This is a genomic window from Pararhizobium sp. P1_E7 (genome assembly GCF_056405855.1).
In genome coordinates this window covers 101507-122797 of sequence record NZ_JBFUBH010000001.1, presented here as the reverse complement: position 1 = coordinate 122797, position 21291 = coordinate 101507, and the positions used below count along the sequence as shown (strand labels likewise).

Annotated in this window: 19 protein-coding genes; 9 read left to right on the top strand and 10 right to left on the bottom strand. The window is 61.9% G+C overall.

Annotation, left to right across the window (positions count from 1 at the left end):
• Positions 1-2718 (top strand): ABC transporter transmembrane domain-containing protein, encoded by a 2718-nt coding sequence (locus AC1D17_RS00550; RefSeq protein WP_477563486.1) that lies wholly within the window; start codon positions 1-3, stop codon positions 2716-2718.
• Positions 2719-2841: 123 nt separating this feature from the next.
• Complete coding sequence (locus tag AC1D17_RS00545; RefSeq protein WP_477563485.1) at positions 2842-3303, top strand: cyclic nucleotide-binding domain-containing protein; 462 nt, start codon at positions 2842-2844, stop codon at positions 3301-3303.
• Between the two features lie 50 nt (positions 3304-3353).
• On the opposite strand, the gene AC1D17_RS00540 is transcribed toward AC1D17_RS00545, so the two are convergent.
• Complete coding sequence (locus AC1D17_RS00540) at positions 3354-5114, bottom strand: metallophosphoesterase family protein (protein WP_477563484.1); 1761 nt, start codon at positions 5112-5114, stop codon at positions 3354-3356.
• Between the two features lie 228 nt (positions 5115-5342).
• Between AC1D17_RS00540 and AC1D17_RS00535 the strand changes: the two genes are divergently transcribed.
• Positions 5343-6173 carry an MBL fold metallo-hydrolase gene (locus AC1D17_RS00535; protein WP_477563483.1) on the top strand — a complete coding sequence of 277 codons (831 nt, stop codon included), beginning with the start codon at positions 5343-5345 and terminating at the stop codon, positions 6171-6173.
• Positions 6174-6185: 12 nt separating this feature from the next.
• Here AC1D17_RS00535 and AC1D17_RS00530 read toward each other — a convergent pair whose 3' ends face one another.
• Both AC1D17_RS00530 and AC1D17_RS00525 read right to left on the bottom strand, forming a co-directional pair.
• The gene (locus AC1D17_RS00530) at positions 6186-6929 is read right to left on the bottom strand and encodes a polysaccharide deacetylase family protein (protein ID WP_477563840.1); all 744 of its coding nucleotides are present in this window, start codon (positions 6927-6929) and stop codon (positions 6186-6188) included.
• Entirely contained in the window at positions 6922-8025 is a 1104-nt protein-coding gene (locus tag AC1D17_RS00525; RefSeq protein ID WP_477563482.1) for a glycosyltransferase family 4 protein, read from the bottom strand. Before AC1D17_RS00525 ends, AC1D17_RS00530 begins: the two co-directional genes overlap by 8 nt.
• A 231-nt stretch (positions 8026-8256) precedes the next feature.
• Here AC1D17_RS00525 and AC1D17_RS00520 point away from each other — a divergent pair, with 231 nt between their 5' ends.
• The 5 genes from AC1D17_RS00520 to AC1D17_RS00500 all read left to right on the top strand — a co-directional run bounded on the left by AC1D17_RS00520 (position 8257) and on the right by AC1D17_RS00500 (position 13918).
• Entirely contained in the window at positions 8257-9321 is a 1065-nt protein-coding gene (locus AC1D17_RS00520) for a LacI family transcriptional regulator (RefSeq protein ID WP_477563481.1), read from the top strand.
• A gap of 27 nt (positions 9322-9348) precedes the next feature.
• Positions 9349-10095 carry a transporter substrate-binding domain-containing protein gene (locus tag AC1D17_RS00515; RefSeq protein WP_477563480.1) on the top strand — a complete coding sequence of 249 codons (747 nt, stop codon included), beginning with the start codon at positions 9349-9351 and terminating at the stop codon, positions 10093-10095.
• 86 nt (positions 10096-10181) lie between these two features.
• The gene (locus tag AC1D17_RS00510; protein WP_477563479.1) at positions 10182-11831 is read left to right on the top strand and encodes an amino acid ABC transporter permease; all 1650 of its coding nucleotides are present in this window, start codon (positions 10182-10184) and stop codon (positions 11829-11831) included.
• Positions 11812-13227 carry a GH1 family beta-glucosidase gene (locus tag AC1D17_RS00505; protein WP_477563478.1) on the top strand — a complete coding sequence of 472 codons (1416 nt, stop codon included), beginning with the start codon at positions 11812-11814 and terminating at the stop codon, positions 13225-13227. Before AC1D17_RS00510 ends, AC1D17_RS00505 begins: the two co-directional genes overlap by 20 nt.
• 25 nt (positions 13228-13252) lie before the next feature.
• The gene (locus AC1D17_RS00500) at positions 13253-13918 is read left to right on the top strand and encodes an SDR family oxidoreductase (protein ID WP_477563839.1); all 666 of its coding nucleotides are present in this window, start codon (positions 13253-13255) and stop codon (positions 13916-13918) included.
• 54 nt (positions 13919-13972) lie between these two features.
• On the opposite strand, the gene AC1D17_RS00495 is transcribed toward AC1D17_RS00500, so the two are convergent.
• Together AC1D17_RS00495 and AC1D17_RS00490 are read right to left on the bottom strand one after the other, a co-directional pair.
• Positions 13973-14974 carry an NADP-dependent oxidoreductase gene (locus AC1D17_RS00495; RefSeq protein ID WP_477563477.1) on the bottom strand — a complete coding sequence of 334 codons (1002 nt, stop codon included), beginning with the start codon at positions 14972-14974 and terminating at the stop codon, positions 13973-13975.
• 58 nt (positions 14975-15032) lie between these two features.
• Positions 15033-15848: an oxidoreductase gene (locus AC1D17_RS00490; RefSeq protein ID WP_477563476.1), complete on the bottom strand. Its 816-nt coding sequence runs from the start codon at positions 15846-15848 to the stop codon at positions 15033-15035.
• 89 nt (positions 15849-15937) lie between these two features.
• Here AC1D17_RS00490 and AC1D17_RS00485 point away from each other — a divergent pair, with 89 nt between their 5' ends.
• Entirely contained in the window at positions 15938-16387 is a 450-nt protein-coding gene (locus tag AC1D17_RS00485; RefSeq protein ID WP_477563475.1) for a winged helix-turn-helix transcriptional regulator, read from the top strand.
• Positions 16388-16515: 128 nt separating this feature from the next.
• Here the strand turns inward: AC1D17_RS00485 and AC1D17_RS00480 are convergent, their stop codons facing one another.
• The 5 genes from AC1D17_RS00480 to AC1D17_RS00460 are packed head-to-tail and all read right to left on the bottom strand — an operon-like array spanning position 16516 to position 21277.
• A complete protein-coding gene (locus tag AC1D17_RS00480) occupies positions 16516-17595 on the bottom strand; it encodes an ABC transporter ATP-binding protein (protein WP_477563474.1) in 1080 nt (359 codons plus the stop codon).
• Positions 17592-18527, bottom strand: coding sequence for a PfkB family carbohydrate kinase (locus tag AC1D17_RS00475; protein WP_477563473.1), 936 nt, complete (start codon positions 18525-18527; stop codon positions 17592-17594). Before AC1D17_RS00475 ends, AC1D17_RS00480 begins: the two co-directional genes overlap by 4 nt.
• Before the next feature lies 1 nt (position 18528).
• A complete protein-coding gene (locus AC1D17_RS00470; protein WP_477563472.1) occupies positions 18529-19545 on the bottom strand; it encodes an SIS domain-containing protein in 1017 nt (338 codons plus the stop codon).
• Between the two features lie 2 nt (positions 19546-19547).
• Entirely contained in the window at positions 19548-20393 is an 846-nt protein-coding gene (locus AC1D17_RS00465) for a carbohydrate ABC transporter permease (RefSeq protein WP_477563471.1), read from the bottom strand.
• The gene (locus AC1D17_RS00460) at positions 20393-21277 is read right to left on the bottom strand and encodes a carbohydrate ABC transporter permease (protein ID WP_477563470.1); all 885 of its coding nucleotides are present in this window, start codon (positions 21275-21277) and stop codon (positions 20393-20395) included. Before AC1D17_RS00460 ends, AC1D17_RS00465 begins: the two co-directional genes overlap by 1 nt.
• Between the last annotated feature and the right edge of the window lie 14 nt (positions 21278-21291).

Here is a 21291-nt window from a genome sequence, read left to right as displayed (position 1 = left end):
ATGGAAAAAAACATCGCCCGCTACATCTGGACCCACACCAAAGGCCAGCAGCTCTGGATCCTTCTGGTCGTCGCCGTCTCGATGATCCCCTACTTCCTGTCGTTCGACCTGCCCAAGCAGATCGTCAACGGGCCAATTCAAGGCGAGGGCTTCGATCAGCCGGGCGCCACCCAGCTGTTCATGGACATCAGCTTCGACCTGCCCTGGCTCGGAACAGTCTCGCTCTTTGACGGCGTCGAATTGACCCGCATGCAGACCCTGTTTGCGCTGAGCATGGTCTTCCTGCTGCTGGTTATTATCAACGGCCTCTTCAAATTCTACATCAATACCTACAAGGGCCGGCTCGGCGAACGCCTGCTCCGGCGCATCCGCTTCGAGCTTGTCGACCGGATCCTGCGTTTTCCGCCAAGCCAGTTCAAGCGCATGAAGGGTGCGGAAGTTTCCAGCATGGTCAAGGATGAGGTCGAGCCGCTCGGCGGCTTTACCGGCGATGCCTTCGTCCAGCCCGCCCTGCTCGGCGGGCAGGCATTGACGGCCCTGTTCTTCATCTTCATGCAAAATACCTGGCTCGGCGTGATCGCGGCCGTGATGGTCGGCGTCCAGGCCGTGATCATTCCCCGTATGCGCCGGCGCCTGCTGGTGCTTGGCCGCGAACGCCAGATCACCGCCCGCGAGCTTGCCGGCCGCGTCAGCGAGATCGTCGATGGCATCGGCACCATCCATGCCTATGATACGTCGAATTACGAGCGCGCCGACATCGCCTCGCGCCTCGGCCGCATCTTCAAGATCCGCTACGACCTCTACCAGTGGAAATTCCTGGTCAAGTTCATCAACAACTTCCTCGCCCAGCTCACCCCCTTCCTGTTCTATTGCATCGGCGGTTATCTGGCGCTGCAGGGCCGTCTCGACATTGGTCAGCTGATCGCCGTCATCAGCGCCTACAAGGACCTGCCCGGTCCCTTGAAGGACCTGATCGACTGGGACCAGACCCGCCAGGACGTCCAGGTGAAATATGTCCAGGTGGTCGAGCAGTTCAGTGTCGATAGAACGATCGATCCGTCCATCCAGGCCATTGCCATCAAGGACGCCGGCTCGATCAAGCATCCGCTGGCGGCGGTCAACCTGTCGCTGGCAGACGATAGCGGCGCCAAGCTTCTCGAGCGCGTGTCGGTACAGATCCGTCCCGGCGAGACCGTTGCCATCGTCGGAGGTGCCGCCGGCGGCGGCGAAATGCTGGCGGAAGCCTTTGCGCGCCTCACATGGCCCGAGAGCGGCAAGGTAACGGCAGGCGGCGACGATCTTCTGGAATTGCCCGAATCCGTGACCGGACGCGCTATCTCCTATGTTTCGTCCGATGCCTACTTCTTCTACGGCACCTTGCGCGACAACCTGCTTTACGGGTTGAAACACGCGCCGCTGCGCGACGCGGCCTACGAAGGCAGTCGCGCGGCCCATCGCAAATGGGAAATCAACGAAGCACGACTGGCTGGCAATCCGGATTACGACGTGAACAGTGATTGGATCGACTACGACGCGGCCAATGCGACCAACCGCGACGATCTCTTCACCCCGGTCCTCTCGGTGCTTGATACGGTTCAACTATCGAAAGATATTCTCGATCTTGCCCTGCGCAGCATCGTTTCTCCCGACGAACACCCGGGGCTTGCCGAGGGGCTGGTCGAAATGCGCCATGCCCTTCGCGACGAACTGGAAGAAGCGGGCCTCAGCAGCCTCGTCGTCTCCTTCGAACCCGGCGCCTACAATACCGAGGCGACGGTCGGCGAAAACCTTTTGTTCGGCACCGCAACCGGCCCGGCACTCATCGGCAAGGCCATCGGCAAGAACGCCTATTTCCGTTCCGTTATCGGCCGCTCCGGCCTCGACCGTATCATGTTCGACATGGGGTACAGCATTGCCGAGAACGCGGTCGAACTGTTCTCTGACCTGCCGCCGGATCATCCGTTCTTCCAGCAGCTGACCTTCATGACCGCGGATGACATTCCCGAATACCAGCTGCTCTTGCAGAAGCTGAAGGGCAAGGGTTTTGACGCGGCGACCGAGGATGACCGCGGACAGATCATTCGCCTGAGCTTCCGCTACATCGAACCGCGGCATCGTTTCGGTCTTCTGACCGACGAACTGATGGCGAAGATCGTCGACGTCCGCCGTCAATTCCATGAAGGGTTGCCGGAAGAAATGCGCGGCGATATCGAGCGCTACGATCCGGAACATTATCAGGCGTCGGCAAGCCTGATGGACAATATTCTGTTCGGCCGCATCAGCCACAAGCATACCGACGGTTCCAAGCGCATCCGTTCGATCGTCAGCTCGCTTTTGAACTCACTCGGCCTTTTGGAGCGCGTCATCGATATCGGCCTGGATTTCAATCTCGGCGCCGGCGGCAAACGGCTGACGGCGGTGCAGCGGCAGAAGCTCAATCTGGCACGTGCGCTGGTCCGCCGGTCCGATTATTACATCTTCAACCGGCCGCTGCCCGGCCTCGACCACCGCCTGCAGGACGAAATCGTCCGCGATGTCTTGAAGCTCGTGCGCCGTGACGGGCGCGATCCGGCTGTCGTCTGGGTGCTCTCGAACACCGCACTTTCGAGCCTGTTCGATCGTGTCCTCGTCTTCGACAGAGGCTTGCTTGTGGAAGAAGGCACACCTGCGGCGCTGGCCGAGAATAACGGTATCTTTAAGGAGCTTGTGTCATCATAATGTCATTGGTGAAGTCCATGCGTGCGACGGGATTGCAGGCAGGGGCAACCTTCGCGGAGGCAGGGCTGGTGACCAGCACCGGCCGATGGTCCGGAAGGGAGAGAATGGAGAAAAGGCACGACTATGCTTCTGAAGGATGAAGTTCAAATGCTGCGGCGCGTGCCGCTGTTTTCGAATGTAGAGCCGGGCAAGCTGAAGCTTCTCGCGTTCACGTCCGACCGTGTCAGCTATGATCCGGGCGAAGCGCTCTTCCATCAAGGCGATACCGGCGATGCCGCCTATGTCGTTTTGGCCGGCAAAGCGGACATTCTGGTCGATTCCTCGACCGGCCCGATCAAGATCGCCGAAGTCGAAACCAATTCCATCGTCGGCGAGATCGCCATACTCTGCGACGTTTCGCGAACCGCGACGGTACAGACGACGACACCGCTGGAAGCCCTGCGCATCCGCAAGGAGCATTTCCTCAAGCTGCTCACCGATTTTCCGGAAATCACCATCGAGATCATGCGGGTGCTGGCCGATCGCCTGAGCCATACGACAAGCGAACTGTCGGAAGCCCGAAGCCGCGCGCGCAAGACGGATTGACGGCAGACGCGTCTTCAAGGCGCCTCATCAACGGGCGCTGTTTCTTCGTGCTACCCCGCCACCCGGGTAATCGCACCGCTCGTGCGGTCTATACTGAAATTGCGTGAAGGCAGCCCGCCGGCGTATTTTTCAAACATCCGGAAGATCAGCGCGAACCGCGCCTGCGCGCAGCCGGCATCGCTCCAACCGCCATTTGCAAACAGCTGCCCGACCGCCCGGTACAGCGCCAGCCGCGCCGGCGCGATCCAGTCGAACGCCAGGTTGCTGCCCATCCGCAGCCGGTACCAGTCGGCCAGAAACGCCATCGCGGAAATGCCCGTAAGCCCTGCACCCTCAAGCCCCGCTTCCGTCAGGAGCTGCCGCACGCCGGCATCGTTGCGGGCCGCAGCGATTGCAGCGGCAGCATCTCCCGCTGCAACCGGTTCATCGATCAGCGCCAGTGCCGCAAGGTCCGCAACATCGAGGCTGCGGATCATTGCCGCAATCTCCTTCGGCCATTCACGCTTGAGATAGCGCCGCCCGACCAGATGACCGATATGCGCAAACAGAAAGCCACCATAGTCAGTGACATCGAGCATCCCGCCGGCATCGAGCCGCGACGGCACGATCTCGCGGTCATAGCCCCGCCGCAAATCGCCATCGAGCGGCATTGCATCGATCCCCATCGTCTCGATATCAATGCATTGCTCGCCAATGGTAAGAACCTTGTAGGCTCCCGGGAATGCGACGAGAGACGGCATGGCGACGTTGATCAGGAAGCGCCCGTCATCGCCGTGGCGCGCCGTATCGTTGACATGCAGGTGGCCGCTGAAGTGAATGTCGATGCCCGCCGCGATCAGCGCCTCGGCAACATCGGCCTGCGGAATGCGCTCCACCATGCCCGTCCGGCCGAGCAGCGCTACCTCGTCATCGCGCGTGCCATCGAGCGGATCGAGAACAGGATAATGTGAAAACGCCAGCAGGCATTTGCCCTCAAGGCGCGCACGCCGGGCAACGTCCGCCATCCAGTCGAGAACGAACCGCTTGTGAACGAGCATCGCGTTCCAGCCGGCGCTGGTGCTGTCGGCGAGATCGCCCTCGCCGCCCGGCGCCACGCCATCGGCGGGCACGAAAACATTGGCGTCGATCATCAGCAGCCAGACGCCGGGGAAAGGCTCGACGAGATAGGAGGCGTCCATCAGCCTGCGTGTGGTTTTTCCATCCGGCGAATTGACCTCATAAAGCCGCTCTGCCGGATCGCCATCCGTACCGAACGGCGTTTCCCAGTGAAGATCGCCCGGCCGTGGGTAAAAGCCGAAATCCGCCATCGCCTCGAGCCCTTCCGGATAGCCCTGGCAATACATGCGCTTGCTGGCGATGACCGCATGCGCGCCCCGGTCGCGCAGATGCGGGTCGCTACTGAGGATGCTGTAGCCGCCGTCCTCGTTGAGGAAGCGCTTGGCGCGGTGGCGTCCATCCGCCCCGAAAATATCGTGATTGCCGGTGGTGGCATAAAACCGCATGCCGAACCGCGCTGCATAGCTGTCGAGCACCCGTTTCACACCCCTGACGGTCTCCACCTGTCCATCGTCGGAATAATCGCCGAGCAGCACGACATGGCGGATGCCGCGTTCAGCGATATCGTCAAGCGCATGATGGAATGCGAAATAGCTTTCGTTGAACACCCGCGTCGAGCGGGCCGTATCGGCCAGCAGCCTGAACGTCAGCCGCCGGTCGTCTTGAACGATGCCTGCAAAGCCATAATCGGCGTATAGATCGTGAAAATGCGCGTCGGCGACAACAGCGATGCGCGGGTGCTTCAAGGACGGCATTCTGTCGGTGTTTCCGTCTACACGTTCAAACCGGATTCGTTTCTCTTGGTCTCTCGCATATGTGGAAAGAAAAAGCGAATTGAAGTCTCGCTTAACCCATTCAGTTTAGCTAACATGATGGAAATACGGCTTGGTTAACTAGGCACGACCAAAAGACGACCTTAAGAGTTAAGTGGGACGGGTGCAGACGGAAAGGCAAAAGTAGCTTTTCGTGACTGAGGCAAGAGAGTGAACGAAAACGTGTTTCGGGTGCGGTTATGGGGTGTGCGCGGCAGCCTCCCGGTCTCGGGGGCCGAGTTCCAGAATTATGGCGGCAACACCATCTGCATCGAGATGCAATGCGGCCCTCACAGGCTATTGTTTGACGCAGGCTCCGGCTTGATGCCCGCCGGCCAGGTGCTGAAGTCCGAAGGCGCCTCCGATTTCAATCTGTTTTTCACCCACTGCCATTACGATCATATCGTCGGCCTGCCCTATCTGCCGGCGCTGTTCGATCCGCACGCATCGGTGACCTTGTGGTCCGGGCATCTGGCCGGGCGCATGTCCACCCGCCAGATGATCGGCGAGTTCATGCGTCCGCCGTGGTTTCCCGTCGAACCAGACATCTGCCGCGCCTCGATCAACTGCCGCGACTTCCGCTCCGGCGATGTGCTTGACCCCTATCCGGGCGTGGCGATCAGGACCGGCAGCCTCAACCATCCCGGCGGCGCGATCGGTTACCGGGTCGAATGGGGCGGCCGCGCCGTCGCTCTGATTACCGATACCGAGCATAAACCGGGCACGCTCGATCCCGCCGTTCTCGACCTGATCGATGGCGCCGATCTCTTCCTCTACGATTGCATGTATACCGACGAGGAGATGCAGCGGCATGTCGGCTATGGCCATTCCACCTGGCAGCAGGCCATACGGCTTGCCAAGGCTGCAAAGGCCAAGCAGGTCGGCTTCATCCATCATTCGCCGCTGCGCACCGACAGCGAACTCGATGCCATCCAACGGCTTGCCGAGCGGGATTTCGGCGGCGCCTTCACCGCCCGCGACGGTCAGGTGATCGACCTCTGAGAAAAATAGAGCTCACCGCTCCGACAGGATATCCGCAACCGAGGTCCAGCGGCAGGCTGGATGACGCGCGGTCACCTCAAACAAGGCGCTCATAAAGTCCCAGACCGCGGCGTCATGGACCAGATGATGCGTTAAAAGCCCCATCGTTCCGCCATTGTCGAACATGTGCCTCAAACGCGCCGCGATCTCGACGGCCAGCGCCTGCGGATCACGTCCACCGCGGGTTCCGTGCCAGTCCATGACATCCACATGCGTATTGATCAGCGGCAGGGCAGCCGGCTTTTCCGGACCGTAGACCGACAACGCCTGATAGCCCAGTGAAGCCAGATGCGGCACAAGCCCGGCATCGATCCGGTTCCAGGGCGGCACGAGCATCGGCACGAACCGTTCCCCGTGCAGTCCGGCGAGGCGATCAAACCCCTGTTTCAAGTCGGCAAGCACGTCGGCAGCCGGGCGGTGCCGGCCAAGCTCCTGCTTCTTTTCATCAGGGCCTGCATGGTTCCGGTGCGTCCAACCGTGGATAGTGACGGAACACAATGGTTCCCGCCGCAACCTTTCGGCAAGTGCCTCGCCGGTGTGGGCCGGAATGACTGCCAGCGTCAGCGGCACGGAAAATGTGGCCGATATGTCCAGCAACCGGTCGAGCGGCGCGGTCGGCTCGACGGCGTCGTCATCCCGCAACCAGAACTGCGCGATCTTGCCTGCCTGTTGCCAGCGATCCAGTTCGCCTGAAATCACTGTTTCGAAATCATCCATCATGTCGTGCCCGCTTGAGATATTCGTCGAGAATAGTGCTGAGCCGCGCCGACGCTTGGTCGAGCGAACGGTGCTCGCACGCAAACGGCCTTGCCGCGCGGGCAAGCGCCATACGCTCACCATCGTCCGTCAACACCCGTTCGATCGCCTGCGCATAGGCATCAATGTCGCCCGGCGGTGTCAAAAGGCCCGTTTTCCCGTGCACCACCACCTCCGGCACGCCGGCGATCTCTTGCGCGACGACAGGCAAACCGGCCGCCTGTGCCTCAAGGTAAGCCAGACCATAGGCCTCACCGCAGCCGGGCCAGACATAGAGCGCCGAGCGCGACAAAAGATCGGCGATCCCGGCAGCCGGCTGTTCACCGTGCCAGAGGATCCGGTCCTTGTCGAAGCCTGAAAACAGCGACCGCACCTCAGCGGCACGCGTACCGTCGCCAACGACAGACAATTGCCACGGTAGATGGGTCAGCCGCGACAGGGCATCGGCCAGCATGACGTAGCTGTCCATCTTGTCGCCCGACCGCATCATCGCCACGGTGATCAACCGGCCGGGTTCCGGCATCGGTTGCCTGTCTCGAAACAGTGCCGGGTCGATGAAAGGCGGTAGAACGGCAAACCGCGCGCCGGGCGCCGCGGCTGCAAGCCCGTCAAGATCGCGCTGCGTGAAGCAGATATTCACAGATGCCTGCTGCACCGTTTCCAGCACATCCTGCTGCATCCTTGCCCATAGCCCGGTATTGCGCCGCGCGGAATAGGAGGCCTCCGCCGTCACGTAACCCAGGTTGAATTCTCGGGCGAGCGATGGCCCGATCAGGTCGGGCGCCTTGTAATAGGGGTGGTAGCAAAACCACACGTCCGGCGCACCGCACTCCAGCCACCGCGCCGAAAGCCGCGCCCGCTCAGCGTCCGCCGCTGCAGACCGTACCTCCACCGCATCAACCGAAGCATCCGGCAGGAAAGCCCGCAACTCCGAGGCGATCTCCACCTGATGCCCCGCCCTGACCAAGGCCGCCATCAGCAGGCGCGCCATCAGGCGGTCGCCGGAGGGGACGGGATGATTGGGGGATTTGAGCGGACTATAGAAAGCGATCTTCATCGGATGCGGTTCTAGAACATAGCACCGCCGTTGGGAACCAGTGCCGCCGCATCGATTTGCAACCGCCCCGACGCCTTGCGCTGTTTGTCCCCAGACGCCCTCCTTTCCACCGGCAAGCGCACATGCCTGCTCGCGACGCAACGCACAATAAAAACGTTTTTATTTTCGTTGAAATCGTTTTTATTGTCTGTTACGAGTCCCTCATCGGGAATACAGCCAGGGAGGCAAGGCATGGTGGAGATTGAAGCCTCGGCGCGCCGCACGCCGCCGACCATCAAGACGCTGGCCGATCTCACCGGCTATTCCATCGCCACCATCTCCAAGGCGCTCAGGGATTCTCCCGTCGTGGCTCAGGCCACCAAGGACGCGATCTTCAAGGCGGCACAGGAAATCGGCTATCAGGCCAATGCCCGCGGCATGGCGCTGAGAACCGGCAAGACCTACCAGGCGGCCGTCTTGATGCCGGTCACGGCGGTGCGGGACTATGAATGGGACGGTGTCGAATATACCCAGATTTTGAGCGGCATCAGCCAGGCGCTTGATGGTTCCGACTACCGGATCTCCGTGCATGTCATTCGCGATACTGAGGATGGCTGCGAAATCGCGCGCCGGATCATCGATCAGGGCCTTGCCGACGGCATCATTTTTTCGGGTATCCTGGCAGACGATCCACGCATCGATCTTCTCGTCGAAAGCGGTTTTCCCTTCGTCTCGCTCGGCCGTTGCCGCAAGCCGCTGGTCTATGCCCATGTCGATATCGACAACGAATGGGCAGCCTTTTCCGCAACCAAGCGGCTGATTGCCGGCGGCCACCGGCGCATCGCGCTGATCAATCCGCAACGCCCCCTCTCCTACGCCATGGACAGGATCGACGGTTTTACCCGCGCCTTCAGTGAAGCGGAGCTCGAGACGCCAGCCGATCTCATCGCCGAGGGCGATCTGTCCACCCGCTTCGGCCGCGAGAGCGCCATCGACCTCTTGCAGCGGCCAGAACCGCCGACGGCCTTCATCTGCATCAACGAATCCACGACGCTCGGCGTCCTGTCGGGGCTTGGCAGCCTCGGGCGGCAGGTCGGCACCGACATCGATGTCATCGCCTATGACGATATCAACGTCAGTGCCTATTTCACCCCGCCGATCACCACTTTCTACCAACCCATCGAAGTCCTGGGGAGGACGCTCGGACAATTCCTGTTGCAGCGCATGGCGGGCGAAGATCCGCAGATGCTGCGGCAGGTTTTCAGGCCAACATTGATCGAAAGGCAGCCCGACAATCTCGGCGCGCGCCCGGCCTGACATCCATTCACAAACGGAGGAATGAACGTGAAGACATTGCTGATTGCCCTTGCCATGACTGCTCTTGCAGCCGGCGTCTCCCATGCGGCCGATCTCGGCGGCAAGCTGGTGAAGGTCGGCTCCGACACCACCTCGCCGCCAATGGAAAGCGTCGATCCGGCCAGCGGCCAGATCGTCGGTTTCGATGTCGATGTGGTCAACGCCATCTGCGCCAAGATCAACTGCCAGGCGGAATTCGTCACCACCGGCTGGGACGGCATCTTCGCAGCGCTCGATCAGGGCAGCTTCGACCTCGTCGCCTCCGGTGTCTCGATCACCGACGAACGCAAGAAGGCAATGGACTTTTCCGACCCCTACATCGTCAACAGCCAGGCCGTGCTGATGCGCGTTGCCGATCAGGGCATTTCGCTCGACGATTTCAAGACGCAGGGCAAGAAGCTCTCGGCTCAGGCCAACACGACGGACGCGCAGGTTGCCGAAGGCATTGTCGGCAAGGAAAACGTCATCGCCTATGACAGCTTCTCAGCCTCCGTCATCGCGCTGAAGAACAAGGATGTCGACGGTGTCGTCATCAACGGCGCCAATGCCGCTGCCTATGAGCGCGAGTTCGCCGGTGAACTGGTTGTCGCCATCAAGGACCTGCAGTCCGATCCGCTCGGCCTGGTCTTCCGCAAGGACGACGCCAACATCGCCGCCTTCAACGAAGGCCTGAAGACGATCAAGGACGACGGCACGCTCGACCAGCTGATCGGCAAGTACTGGGGCCTCAAGTAGGCCTTTGACGTTGCGATATCCCGGAGCGCTCCCATGCGTTCCGGGAATATCGTCTTTCGAATGTTCCCGAACCTGCGGAGGAATGAATGTCATTCCTGAAACGCGTGCGGCCCAGCAATCTCATCATTCTGACCGCGCTGCCCTTCATCATCTATCTCTTCACGTCCTCGGCAGACTACCAGCGCTCGCTTCGCGCCATTCTTGGCGTCGAAAACGGCTCGTCCGCCTTCGTACCGGGCTTTCTGGCGCTGGCGATCGCCTTTTCGTCCGGCATCGCCGTGCTGGTCTTTTCGCGCACCAAGGCAAACCAGCCTCAGCTGGCCCTTGCCTCAGCCGCCCTCAATCTCGTGGCAGCCGTGACCATTGTTGCCAGTGGCGCTGTCCATCCCTTCGCCGCATCGATCGCCGCCAATGCCGTCGATCCCTTCACCTCACCCCTCGTTGCCAAAGGCGTGACGCCCCGGCAGTTGACGGAGGCTGCGGATATCATGGTGCGCGGTGTCGAAGCCGTGCTCTATCCCGCCTATCTCGGGCTGACGCTGCTCGGCCTTGGCATTTTCCTTGCCACGCTGCGCGCCACTGCCGACAACCGCCTGCGCCGCGCCGGCCGCTGGGTTCTCGGCCTCACCAACGGTGCAGGCGCACTCTTCGTCTTCTTCTTTGCCCATATCGCCTTTGCCGCAGGCGTTGCCACCACCATCCGCGCAGCACTTGCCGCCTATGTGCTTGCCGCCATCATGGGGCTGATCTGGGTCGGGCTCTTGCAGTTGCATTATGCAAAGCGGACCGGCCTGTACTTCATGGCAGCAACACTTCTCCTCGCCATCGCATCGAGCTGGTTCCTGCTGCAGCCGCGCGACAGCTATGTGCTTGCAGGCACGCTCAGCGGCAAGGCCGCAATCATCAGCAACACGCCGTCGTCGCTGATCGGCGCCGTCCGCTATGGCCAGTATCCGGGCGGACCGGGCACCGAAACGCCGGTCAGAACCTTCCTTGGTCCGGCTGAGGCGATCGCTGCCCTTGAGAAGAAAGAGGATGTCAGCGCTGCCCTCCTGCCCGCGGCATCGGTTCCGGCCGGCTGGCCGGTTCTCTGGCAGGTGGAAACGCTGAACGATCATGACCGGTCGGCGGGCATCACCATGGCGGTGCTGGCGATCATCTTGGGGCTGCTCACCTTCGGCGGTTATCTGCACCGCCGGCATCCCTTGGCGATCGGTTCGGAATTCATCGTCGATACCATCCGCGGCATCCCGATGCTGGTGATCGTGCTCTATGTCGGCCTGCCGCTCAGTGGCGCGCTGAAGGATGCGACCCAGGGCGTCGTCGATCCGCCAAACCTTGTGCGCGGCATCTTTGCCATGGCGGTTGCCTATTCGGCCTATCTCGCCGAAATCTTCCGCTCGGGTATCAACGCCATTCCGGCAGGCCAGGTTGAAGCCGCCTACAGCATCGGCCTCAACCGCTGGCAGACGGCCCGTCTCGTCGTCCTGCCGCAGGCGTTCCGGATCATCATCCCGCCGCTCGGCAACGAGCTGATCGCCATTCTCAAGGACACCTCGCTCCTGTCCATCCTGTCGATCCGCGACATCACCCAACGCATGCGCGAGTTCCAGTCGGCAAGCTTCCTGCCGTTCGCTCCCTACAACTCCGCTGCCATCTTCTACATCTTCCTGACGCTTGCCGCAGCGAGCCTCGTCAACACCATCGAGAGAAAATATGACGTCAAACATCGCTAACGACCGCAAGATCCTTGAAACACGCGCTTCAGGCCTCGTCCTGCCGCAGGGCTTCGTCTTCGGCGCCGCCACCTCCGCCTACCAGATCGAAGGCGCGCCTTCAGCCGACGGCAAGGGCGAAAGCATCTGGGACCGGTTCTGCAAGGTGCCCGGGGTCATCACCGACGCCACCAGCGGCGACATCGCCTGCGATCACTATCATCGCTGGGGCGAGGATATCGCTGTCCTGAAAGCCATCGGGCTTGGCGCCTACCGGTTTTCGTTTGCCTGGGGGCGCCTCATTCCGGAAGGCACCGGCACCGTCAACCAGAAGGGTATCGCTTTCTACGACCGCCTGATCGACGATCTGCTTGCCGCCGGCATCTCACCCTATGCGACGCTCTACCACTGGGACCTGCCGCAGGCGCTGCAGGATCGCGGCGGCTGGTACAATCGCCAGACGGCGCAGCATTTCGCCGACTATGCCGCCGTAGCAGCGCGCGCGTTTGGCGACCGGGTGAAGAAATGGACGACGCTCAACGAACCCTGGACATTCTGCTGGTCGGGACATGCGAGCGGCGAAGACGCACCCGGCCTGCATGACGGCACCAAGGGCGGCGTCACCGCCAGCCATCATGCCCTCCTGGCACATGGTCTCGCCGTTCCCGTCATCCGCTCCGAAGTGCCGGATGCCGCCGTCGGCATCGTCTTCGATCTCAATGTGACCGAGCCCGCGACGGACGACCCGCGCGACGTCGCGGCCGCCAGGCGTTTCGACGGCGCCCAGAACCGCTGGTTCCTCGATGCCGTCTTCAAGGGCAGCTATCCGCAGGACATGCTCGACCTCTACGGCGACCTCTTGCCGCCGATCCACGCGGAAGACAACGCCATCATCGCGGCACCGGTCGACTATCTCGGCGTCAACATCTATCGCCGCTCGGTCATGGCCGAGGGCACGGAACTCGCACCCTTGAACTTCCAGCGCATCCAGCCGGAAGGCACCTACTCCGAGGTCAATTACGAGATCTGGCCGCGCTGCATCTACGACATCCTGCACTATGTGCACGAAAACTATGCCCCGAAGGAAATCTTCATTTCCGAAAACGGCGTCGCCACCGCGCCCGAAACCGTTTCGGCTGACGGTCATGTCTGGGACGACCTGCGCGCCACCTACTATGTCGACCATCTCGAACAGGTCGCCAAAGCCGCCAGCGAAGGTGTTCCGGTCAAGGGTTATTTCGCCTGGACGCTGACCGACAATTTCGAATGGGCCTATGGTTACACGACGCCGTTCGGCATCACCCATGTCGATTTCGAAACGCAGGTGCGGACCATCAAGTATTCCGGCGAAATCTACGGCCGGATCGCCGCACAGAGCCATGCCGAGCCGGCAAGGAGCGCTGGCCTTGGCCGGTAGAGACAGCCAGCCCCTGCTCCCGACGGTGCTGATCACCGGTGCATCTCGCGGCCTTGGCCGCGAGATGGCGCACCAATATGCGGCGGCCGGCTGGCGCGTCATCGCCTGCGGCCGCGCCGCCACATCGCCGGTTGGGGACGGCATCGTGCCGGAGACGCTTGACGTTGCCGACCCGGCCTCCATCCTTGATCTCGCATACCGTCTTGACGGTGTGGCGGTCGACGTCTTGATCAACAATGCCGGTATCCGTGGCGATACCGGCGGACTTGCGACGCTGGAGCCGGACGACTTCCTCAACGTCATGCGCATCAACACGCTTGGGCCTCTGCTGGTCACACGCGCCTTGCTGCCCAATCTCTTGGCCGGCAGCCAAAAAATCGTCGCCAATATCAGCAGCCGCGCCGGCTCGATCGCCGAGGGCACGCTGGATGATGACGATGGCGACTATGCCTATCGCTGCTCGAAGGCAGCAATGAACATGGCAACCGTCAAGCTCGCCCAGGACCTGCGCGCCGATGGCATGACTGTGCTGTCGCTGCACCCCGGTTGGGTAAAAACCGACATGGGCGGCGATGAGGCCGTCGTTCCGGTCGCGGACAGTGCTGCCGGGTTGCGCCGGATCATCGACACAGCAACCCTGGCAGACAGCGGCAGCTTCCACGCTTTCGACGGGCGAACCGTTTCCTGGTAAACGCCACGAGCCGAAGACTTTGACTTCGGCCTTGGGCCAAATGAGGCGCGGGCGTCACTTCACTGTAACGACGACCTTCCCCTTTGCACGACCTGTTTCGACATAGGCCAGTGCCTCGCTGGTCCTCTTGAACGGGAAGATACGGTCCATCACCGGGCGCAGATCTCCCGCTTCGATCAGCGAGGTGATCTTTCCGAGCTGTCCGCCGTTCGCTGTCATGAACAGAAACGAATAGTTGATCCCTCGGCGTTTCGATTTTCCCCTGATGCCGGAACTCAGCAGGCGCATGACCTGTTGGAGCAACCAGCCGGAGCCGCTCTGCCTCGCGAAATCCGGATCGGGCGGGCCGGAAATCGAGATCAGCTTGCCGCCCGGCTTCAGCACAGTAAGGGATTTCTCAAGCGTGTCCTTGCCGAGGCTGTTCAGCACGACGTCGTAACCCTGCAGCACCTTCTCGAAATCATCCTTCTTGTAGTCGACCACGACGTCTGCCCCGAGACTTTTCACAAGAACGATATTTGCCGCGCTCGTGGTCGTGGCCACATAAGCCCCGAGATGCTTGGCAAGCTGGATCGCGATCGTGCCCACACCGCCCGAGCCGGCATGGATCAGAACCTTCTGCCCCTTCTGCAGGTTGGCTCGCTCGACAAGCACCTGCCATGCCGTCAGGGCGACAAGCGGAATGGATGCCGCCTCTTCCATGGTCAGATTGTTCGGCTTGATCGCGACATCGGCCTCGTCCATGGCGATATACTCTGCGAATGTCCCGATGCGATCCTGCGCTGGACGTGCATAGACCGCGTCGCCGGGCTTGAATCGCCGAACATTGGCCCCGACCCGGACCACGACGCCCGCGACATCGTTGCCCAGCACCAGCGGGAGGCGATAGGGCAGGATGAGCTTGAACTCTCCATCCCTGATCTTGCTGTCCAGCAGGTTCACGCCGGCGGCATGAATCTCGACCATGACGTCGTTCTCACGCAACTCCGGCGCGGGACTTTCGCCAAGCCGCAGAGCGCCGCCCTTCTTGTAGCGATCGATCAGGAATGCCTTCATCGGACTGACTTTCGTTTCCGTGGTGAGCCGGCAGCGCCGGCAATGCTGTGATGCAGACTCAATCGGGAAGCCTGCTAAATTTCCGAAGGTTCTTGTCGACGAAGGATTCTGGCAGGAAGCGGCGCATGAAATGAACTTGTCCTGCAGCTTTTCCGGCGGTGTAGCGTCTCCTTGGCGATGCCGCATTGGCGGCCGCCACGACGGCGTCGGCGACCACCTCGGGTGCATCGCCCTTCGCGACGATCTCTCGCATCAACTTCTCCGCGTCGGCGCGAACCGCATCGTAGACGGCAAGCGGCCGGTCCGGTCGCGTGATGTTCTCTTCGAAGGACGTGCGGGTTACGCCGGGTTCGACAAGCACGATGCGGATACCCTGCGTTCGCACTTCATGGTCGAGAGACTCCGAATAGCCTTCGATGGCGTGCTTGGTCGATGCGTAGAGAGCGTTATAGGGAGCGGGTATCAGCCCGAGTATGGAACTGAGGTTGACGATCCGGCCTCGACGCTGCCGTCTCATCACGGGCAGCACCGCATTTGTCATGCGGATGGTCCCGAATACGTTCACGTCGAACACGGCCTTCGCCTGATCCGTCGTGGACTCCTCAGCGCCGCCGAGCAGCCCGATCCCGGCATTGTTGACGAGAAGATCGATCCGTCCGGCGCGGCTTAGAACCTCGTCCACGGCGCTCTGCACGGATGCATCGTCGATCACGTCGCAGATCAGCATCGTGATACCCTCCATGGTATCGGGCATCGGCTTGCGGCTGGTGCCGAAGACACCGTAGCCGTCGCGCCGCAACGCTTGGGCCGTCGCCAGCCCGATGCCGGAGGAAGCACCCGTGACCAGGGCGATGCCGCGTTCTGTCTTGCTCATCGGTTTCCGCTTTCATTTTATCATGGAACATCGATGAGCAATCAGTTACTATCAAATACGTATCAAGTCACTACTAAAAAGATATCGACATGAAAAATCTTTCGAACCAGCCGTGCCTGATCGCGCGGAGCCTTGCACTTGTGGGAGATGCTTGGAGCATGCTGATCATGCGCGACGCCCATGCGGGGCTGACCCGCTTCGATGACTTTCGCAAGAGCCTCGGTATTGCGCCGACGATGCTGACGGGGCGGCTTTCGTCACTGACCGAGGATGGGCTGTTGGAGAAACACCGCTATTCCGACCGTCCGCCACGGGACGAATATGTGCTGACGGAAGCCGGCCGTGACTTTCTGCCGGTTCTGTTTGCAATCGGCGCGTGGGGACGCAAGCACCGCGGCGGGGGTGAAGTGACCCGTTTCTTCGACGCCGAGACCGGAACGGAGATCGATCCCGTCACCATCGACCGCGCGACCGGCGCTCCGGTCGGAACACGTCCCATTCGTGTCGCCGCACCCGAATGCGCGCCTCGCGGCAAATAAAGCGGCCAACAGCGCCTATGGAACCCGTATCCGAGGCGCTTGTAGCTGTTGAAGAACATTAGCCCGAAGGGCGGCAACCTGCTCAAATCCGCAACCAAGGCCCCAAGCCGAATACTACCCGAGCCCGGTCAGCCGAGCGCCAGTTCCGTCTGCGCATCGAAGAGATGCAGCGCATCCTCGTCAAAGCCAAAAGCCTGTTTCATACCGACCGCCAGCTTGGTACGCGGCGGCAGGCAGGCGGTCACCCGCTGTCCACTGGCCCTGCCCGTCACCACCAGTTCCGGGCCGGTCAGTTCGACAACCTCGATCTCGACATTAAGCACCGGATGTTCGATTTCCTGCCCCGCCAGGCGAAGCGCTTCCGGACGAACACCCAGCTTGACCCGTCGTCCGGCAGCCACCGCATGTTTGAGCCGGGCCGGCAAGGCGATGACGGCGTCCGATCCGTCCAGTTGAACGCCCTCGCCCGTTACCACGCCATCCAGCACATTCATCGGCGGCGAGCCGACGAAACCGGCAACATAAAGGGTGGCCGGATGGTCATAGACCTCTTCCGGCGTGCCGAGCTGCTCGATCCGGCCGTTGCGCATGACAGCAATACGCGTCGCCAGCGTCATTGCCTCGATCTGGTCATGGGTGACGTAAACGATCGTGGTGCCGAGCATCTGGTGCAGCCGCTTCAGCTCGGTGCGTGTCTCCATGCGCAGTTTGGCATCAAGATTGGACAGCGGTTCGTCGAACAGGAAGACCTGCGGCTTGCGCACCAGCGCCCGGCCAATCGCCACCCGCTGGCGCTGGCCGCCGGACAGCTGGCCCGGCTTGCGATCCAGCAAATTCTCGATCTGCAGCAGCTTGGCCGTTTCCTGGACGGCCTTTTCCCGCTCGGCAACCGGCACCTTGCGCATCTCCAGCCCGAAACCGATATTGCGGTGAACCGAGAGGTTCGGATAGAGCGCATAGGACTGGAAGACCATGGCGATATCGCGGTCTTTGGGATGCACGCCGAGGATCGAACGTCCGCCGATCCGGATATCGCCGCCCGAGGCCTCGGCAAGGCCGGCGATAATGTTGAGCAGGGTCGACTTGCCACAGCCCGATGATCCCAGAAGCACCAGGAACTCGCCGCTTTCCAGCGAAATATCGATGCCCTTCAGCGTTTCGAACGCCCCATAGGTCTTGCGGATATTTTCAATTTCGAGCGCGCTCATGGTGCGGTCTCTCCGGTCGCGGCCACCAACGGGCCGCCATAGTTGCGGGGAAGCGTGGAAATGGCGCGTGAAGCGACGGCGGTCCCTGCCGCCAGGCAATCGGCGAGCGGCTTTTGATCAGCAAGTGCCGCCAGAAAGGCCGCGTTGAAAACATCGCCAGCACCAATGGTATCGACGACCTTGACGCTTGGCGCCGTCGCGGAAACGAGCCTGCCGTCGGCATCGATGGCGAGCGCGCCGGCCGGACCGCGCTTGACCACCACGATGGCGTCCTGCGGCATATGGCGCTTGAGTTCACGGGCTGCTTCTGCGGGATCGGCAAGGCCGGAGAGCGTCGTCGATTCCACCTCGTTCAGGAGCGCGCAGCCGCAGCGGGAAAGCCAGTCGCGCGCCGCCTGGCGGTTTTTCTCGGTCCAACCATCGAGCGGCCAGCCGGTATCGAGCGCCAGCGTGATGCCGTGACGGTCGGCCCAATCGAACAAATGGGGGTAATCCGCCGTCAGATCGTCGGTCAGGAAGGAACCGCACAGCAGCGTGTAGCCGCCAGACAGGCGAGCGCCATCGAGGGCGGCGAACACGCAATCGAGCGAAAATCGCGGCAGGTGACCGCGCGTGGTGAAAAACGTCCGCTCGCCATCGGGATGGGTGATGCCGACAGACAGCGTCGTGCCTTCCGGCCGGACCGGCCATTTTTCCGCCTGAAGGCCAAAGGATTCGCGCAGCCAGCGGCCGAACTCGTCGGTGCCGGTATTGGCGGCAATGTCGAAATCGACCCCGAGCGCCTTCCACGCAAGGGCGGAATTGCCGGCCGAGCCGCCGACCCGCAATTCATCGTGGTCGACGATGATCTCCGTGCCGGCCTTCGGCCAGGGCTCGGCCGGCCCGAGGATCAGGTCGACATTGACGTTTCCGATCACGGCAAGCGGACGCATCTCATTCGCTCCGGGTAATCTTGGTGGAGCGCACCGGCGTTCCGGCATTGTCCACGCGGGCCTCGGCAAAGGCGATCATGAAGCGCTGGGCAACCGGCAGCATCGAGAAAATTGCAGCAAGCCCGGCCGCCGGCGCAAAGCTGAGTGTCGTCGCTCCCGCCACCGGCACCTGGCCGGAGGCGTCGAACACAACGACCGGCGCGCCGGTCTCCACCGCCGATGCCGCCATCGCCGTCACCAGATCAGCGGTCGCGTCATTGCCCCGGAACAGCACGACCCCGACTTTCGGGCCCAGCATTTCCATCGGCCCATGCCGAAGCTGCCCGCCCTCCAGCGAAAAACAGGGATAGCGTGAAAGCTCGGTCAATCCGAGTGCCAGCGCTTCGGCAAGTCCTTGCAGACGACGGCCTGATGTCACGACTGCAGCGACGTTTTCGAATGCTGCGAGCGCTTCGGAAATATCGTTGGTAGCTGGCGCTGCAAGTGCGGCGAGCGCCGATGCCGGGTCCTCGCCGAGTGCCGAGAGAATCGCCAGATGCAGCGCGAAGCTGACCGTCAGGCTGCGGGTTGCAGCAAAAGCGAGTTCGGTGCCGCCAGCCCCGACGAGACACACGGTTCTTTTGGCAAGAAAGGAGGTTCCCTCCAACGTCAGGCCGAACGTATCCTCTGATCCACCGGTTTCCGAAAACCACCGCAGAACTTCAGCGCTCTCGCCCGATTGCGAGGTAATCAGCACGGCGCGGCCTTCGATCGCAAGCGGCATGCCAAGCTGTTCGGACAACGTGACGGCAATCGCCTCTATGCCGAGCGCACGATAAAGCGGCTCGACGGCCCGGTTGACGGCATGCGAGCCGCCCATGCCGAGCAAAAGCAGTCCGCCGGTTTCCCGCAATGACGCGGCAATCACCTTAGCGCGCTCACCTGCGCTCTCGAAGGATGCGATGGCATCGGCATTCTGCCTTGCCATTTCGCGGTCGATCGCTTGAAGCCCGATCGGGCGGTTATCGTTTGAGGTCATGGTCATCCCTTGACGCCGCCGCTTGTGAGCCCGGAAATCAGGGCCCGCTGCATGACAAGGCCGATCACCACGGGCGGCAGGGCGGCAAGCACGCCCGCGGTTGCGATCAGTCCGTAGTCGGAAACACGGCCACCGGCGAGATCGGCGATGGCGACGGTGAGTGTTTTGGCGCGCAGGTCGGAGGTGAACAAAAGCGCGTAGAAGAATTCGTCCCAGGCCAGCAGGAAGGCAAACAGCGCCGAGGTCGCCATGACGGGTGCGGCCAGCGGCAGGGTGATGATGCGCAGTGTCTCAAACAGCCCGGCCCCGTCCATCATCGCCGCCGCCTCGATTTCCTTCGGGATGGCATCGAAACCGGATTTCATCAGCCAGGTGGTAAACGGCGCCAGAATGGTGAGATAGACCAGCGCCAGCCCGAACACGCTGTTGAGCAGGCCAAGATGCGCAAGGCCGAAATAGAGCGGCACCGCCAGCGCCACCGGCGGCAGCATGTAGGTGGCGATCACCATATAGAGCGACCAGCCGACCGACGGCGTCCGCGACACGGCCCATGCGGCGGGAATGGCAAGCGCCAAAGCCGCGATGGTCGCCATGCCGGCGACGAGGATGCTGTTCACCAGAGAGGCGACAAAGGCAGCGCCGGCGCTGTTCTCAATACTGGAGAGCAACACGCCATAACGCGAGAAATCGACCGACTGTGGCCACCAGACAAGCGGCTTGGCCGTCAGTCCAGCGGCGGGCGAGATGCTCATGATGAACAGCCAGACCACCGGTGCAAGTATGACGATGGCAAGCAGCAGCGCGCAGGCATGGATGAAGAAGGAGAACAGAAAGCTCTTGCGTTCCATTATGTCGTACTCCCCGCAGTGCGCCGAACAAGCACGCCATAGGCGGCCGCCAACACCGCCACCAGCAAGGTAACGATCAAAGCCAGCGAAGCACCCGAGCCTGCCCGCTGGAAGGAAAACGCCTCCTGATAGACAAGGATCGACAGCGTGCGCGTGCTGTTGGCCGGCCCGCCGCGGGTCATCACCCAGATGATGTCGAAGACCTTGAACGCCTCGATGGTTCTGAGCACCAGCGCGACGATCAGCGGCCCGGCAAGGTATGGCAGGATGACGAAGCGGAACCGGGCAAAGGGTCCGGCGCCATCGACCAGCGACGCAGCGGTGATATCGCGCGGCACGGCCTGCAGAGCCGCAAGCGCGATCAGCGCCACCAGCGGAAAATTCTTCCAGCAGTCGGCGATGATCAGCGAGGCGAGCGCCGTGTTCGGTTCGCCAAGCCAGGAGCGGTAGACATCGAGCATGCCGATCTGGGTGAGTGCGGCATTCAGCGCACCATATTCCGGATTATAGATCAGCCGCCAGAGTGTGGCGTTGACGACGGTCGGCAATGCCCAGGGCAGGATCATCAGCCCGCGCAGCAGGGTACGGCCGTAAAATTGCTGATTGAGCAGAAGGGCAGCCAGAACGCCCAGAACCATTTCGGCAAAGACGGAGACGACGGCAAAGATCGTCGTTGTCACCAGCGTGCGCTGGAAATTCGAACTGGTGAGCGTCTTCACATAATTGTCGATGCCGACGAAATTGCCGGCCGTGCCGACAAGTTTCGCATCGGTGAAGGAGAGCCCGACCGTATCGGCGAGCGGCCAGCCGATGACGGCGATCATGACGGCGAGCAGCGGCAGCATCAGCAGCCATGCGCGTGTGGTCATCGATGTCCCGGACATGGGGCAACTCTTCC

What these genes read in the sequence shown, in the direction of transcription:
- AC1D17_RS00550 (WP_477563486.1), top strand. Translation starts at nt 1, where the DNA reads ATGGAAAAAAACATCGCCCGCTACATCTGGACCCACACCAAAGGCCAG.
- AC1D17_RS00465 (WP_477563471.1), bottom strand. Translation starts at nt 20,393, where the DNA reads ATGGAACGCAAGAGCTTTCTGTTCTCCTTCTTCATCCATGCCTGCGCG.
- AC1D17_RS00520 (WP_477563481.1), top strand. Translation starts at nt 8,257, where the DNA reads ATGGTGGAGATTGAAGCCTCGGCGCGCCGCACGCCGCCGACCATCAAG.
- AC1D17_RS00505 (WP_477563478.1), top strand. Translation starts at nt 11,812, where the DNA reads ATGACGTCAAACATCGCTAACGACCGCAAGATCCTTGAAACACGCGCT.
- AC1D17_RS00470 (WP_477563472.1), bottom strand. Translation starts at nt 19,545, where the DNA reads ATGACCTCAAACGATAACCGCCCGATCGGGCTTCAAGCGATCGACCGC.
- AC1D17_RS00480 (WP_477563474.1), bottom strand. Translation starts at nt 17,595, where the DNA reads ATGAGCGCGCTCGAAATTGAAAATATCCGCAAGACCTATGGGGCGTTC.
- AC1D17_RS00510 (WP_477563479.1), top strand. Translation starts at nt 10,182, where the DNA reads ATGTCATTCCTGAAACGCGTGCGGCCCAGCAATCTCATCATTCTGACC.
- AC1D17_RS00490 (WP_477563476.1), bottom strand. Translation starts at nt 15,848, where the DNA reads ATGAGCAAGACAGAACGCGGCATCGCCCTGGTCACGGGTGCTTCCTCC.
- AC1D17_RS00495 (WP_477563477.1), bottom strand. Translation starts at nt 14,974, where the DNA reads ATGAAGGCATTCCTGATCGATCGCTACAAGAAGGGCGGCGCTCTGCGG.
- AC1D17_RS00485 (WP_477563475.1), top strand. Translation starts at nt 15,938, where the DNA reads ATGAAAAATCTTTCGAACCAGCCGTGCCTGATCGCGCGGAGCCTTGCA.
- AC1D17_RS00530 (WP_477563840.1), bottom strand. Translation starts at nt 6,929, where the DNA reads ATGGATGATTTCGAAACAGTGATTTCAGGCGAACTGGATCGCTGGCAA.
- AC1D17_RS00545 (WP_477563485.1), top strand. Translation starts at nt 2,842, where the DNA reads ATGCTTCTGAAGGATGAAGTTCAAATGCTGCGGCGCGTGCCGCTGTTT.
- AC1D17_RS00475 (WP_477563473.1), bottom strand. Translation starts at nt 18,527, where the DNA reads ATGCGTCCGCTTGCCGTGATCGGAAACGTCAATGTCGACCTGATCCTC.
- AC1D17_RS00540 (WP_477563484.1), bottom strand. Translation starts at nt 5,114, where the DNA reads ATGCCGTCCTTGAAGCACCCGCGCATCGCTGTTGTCGCCGACGCGCAT.
- AC1D17_RS00525 (WP_477563482.1), bottom strand. Translation starts at nt 8,025, where the DNA reads ATGAAGATCGCTTTCTATAGTCCGCTCAAATCCCCCAATCATCCCGTC.
- AC1D17_RS00460 (WP_477563470.1), bottom strand. Translation starts at nt 21,277, where the DNA reads ATGTCCGGGACATCGATGACCACACGCGCATGGCTGCTGATGCTGCCG.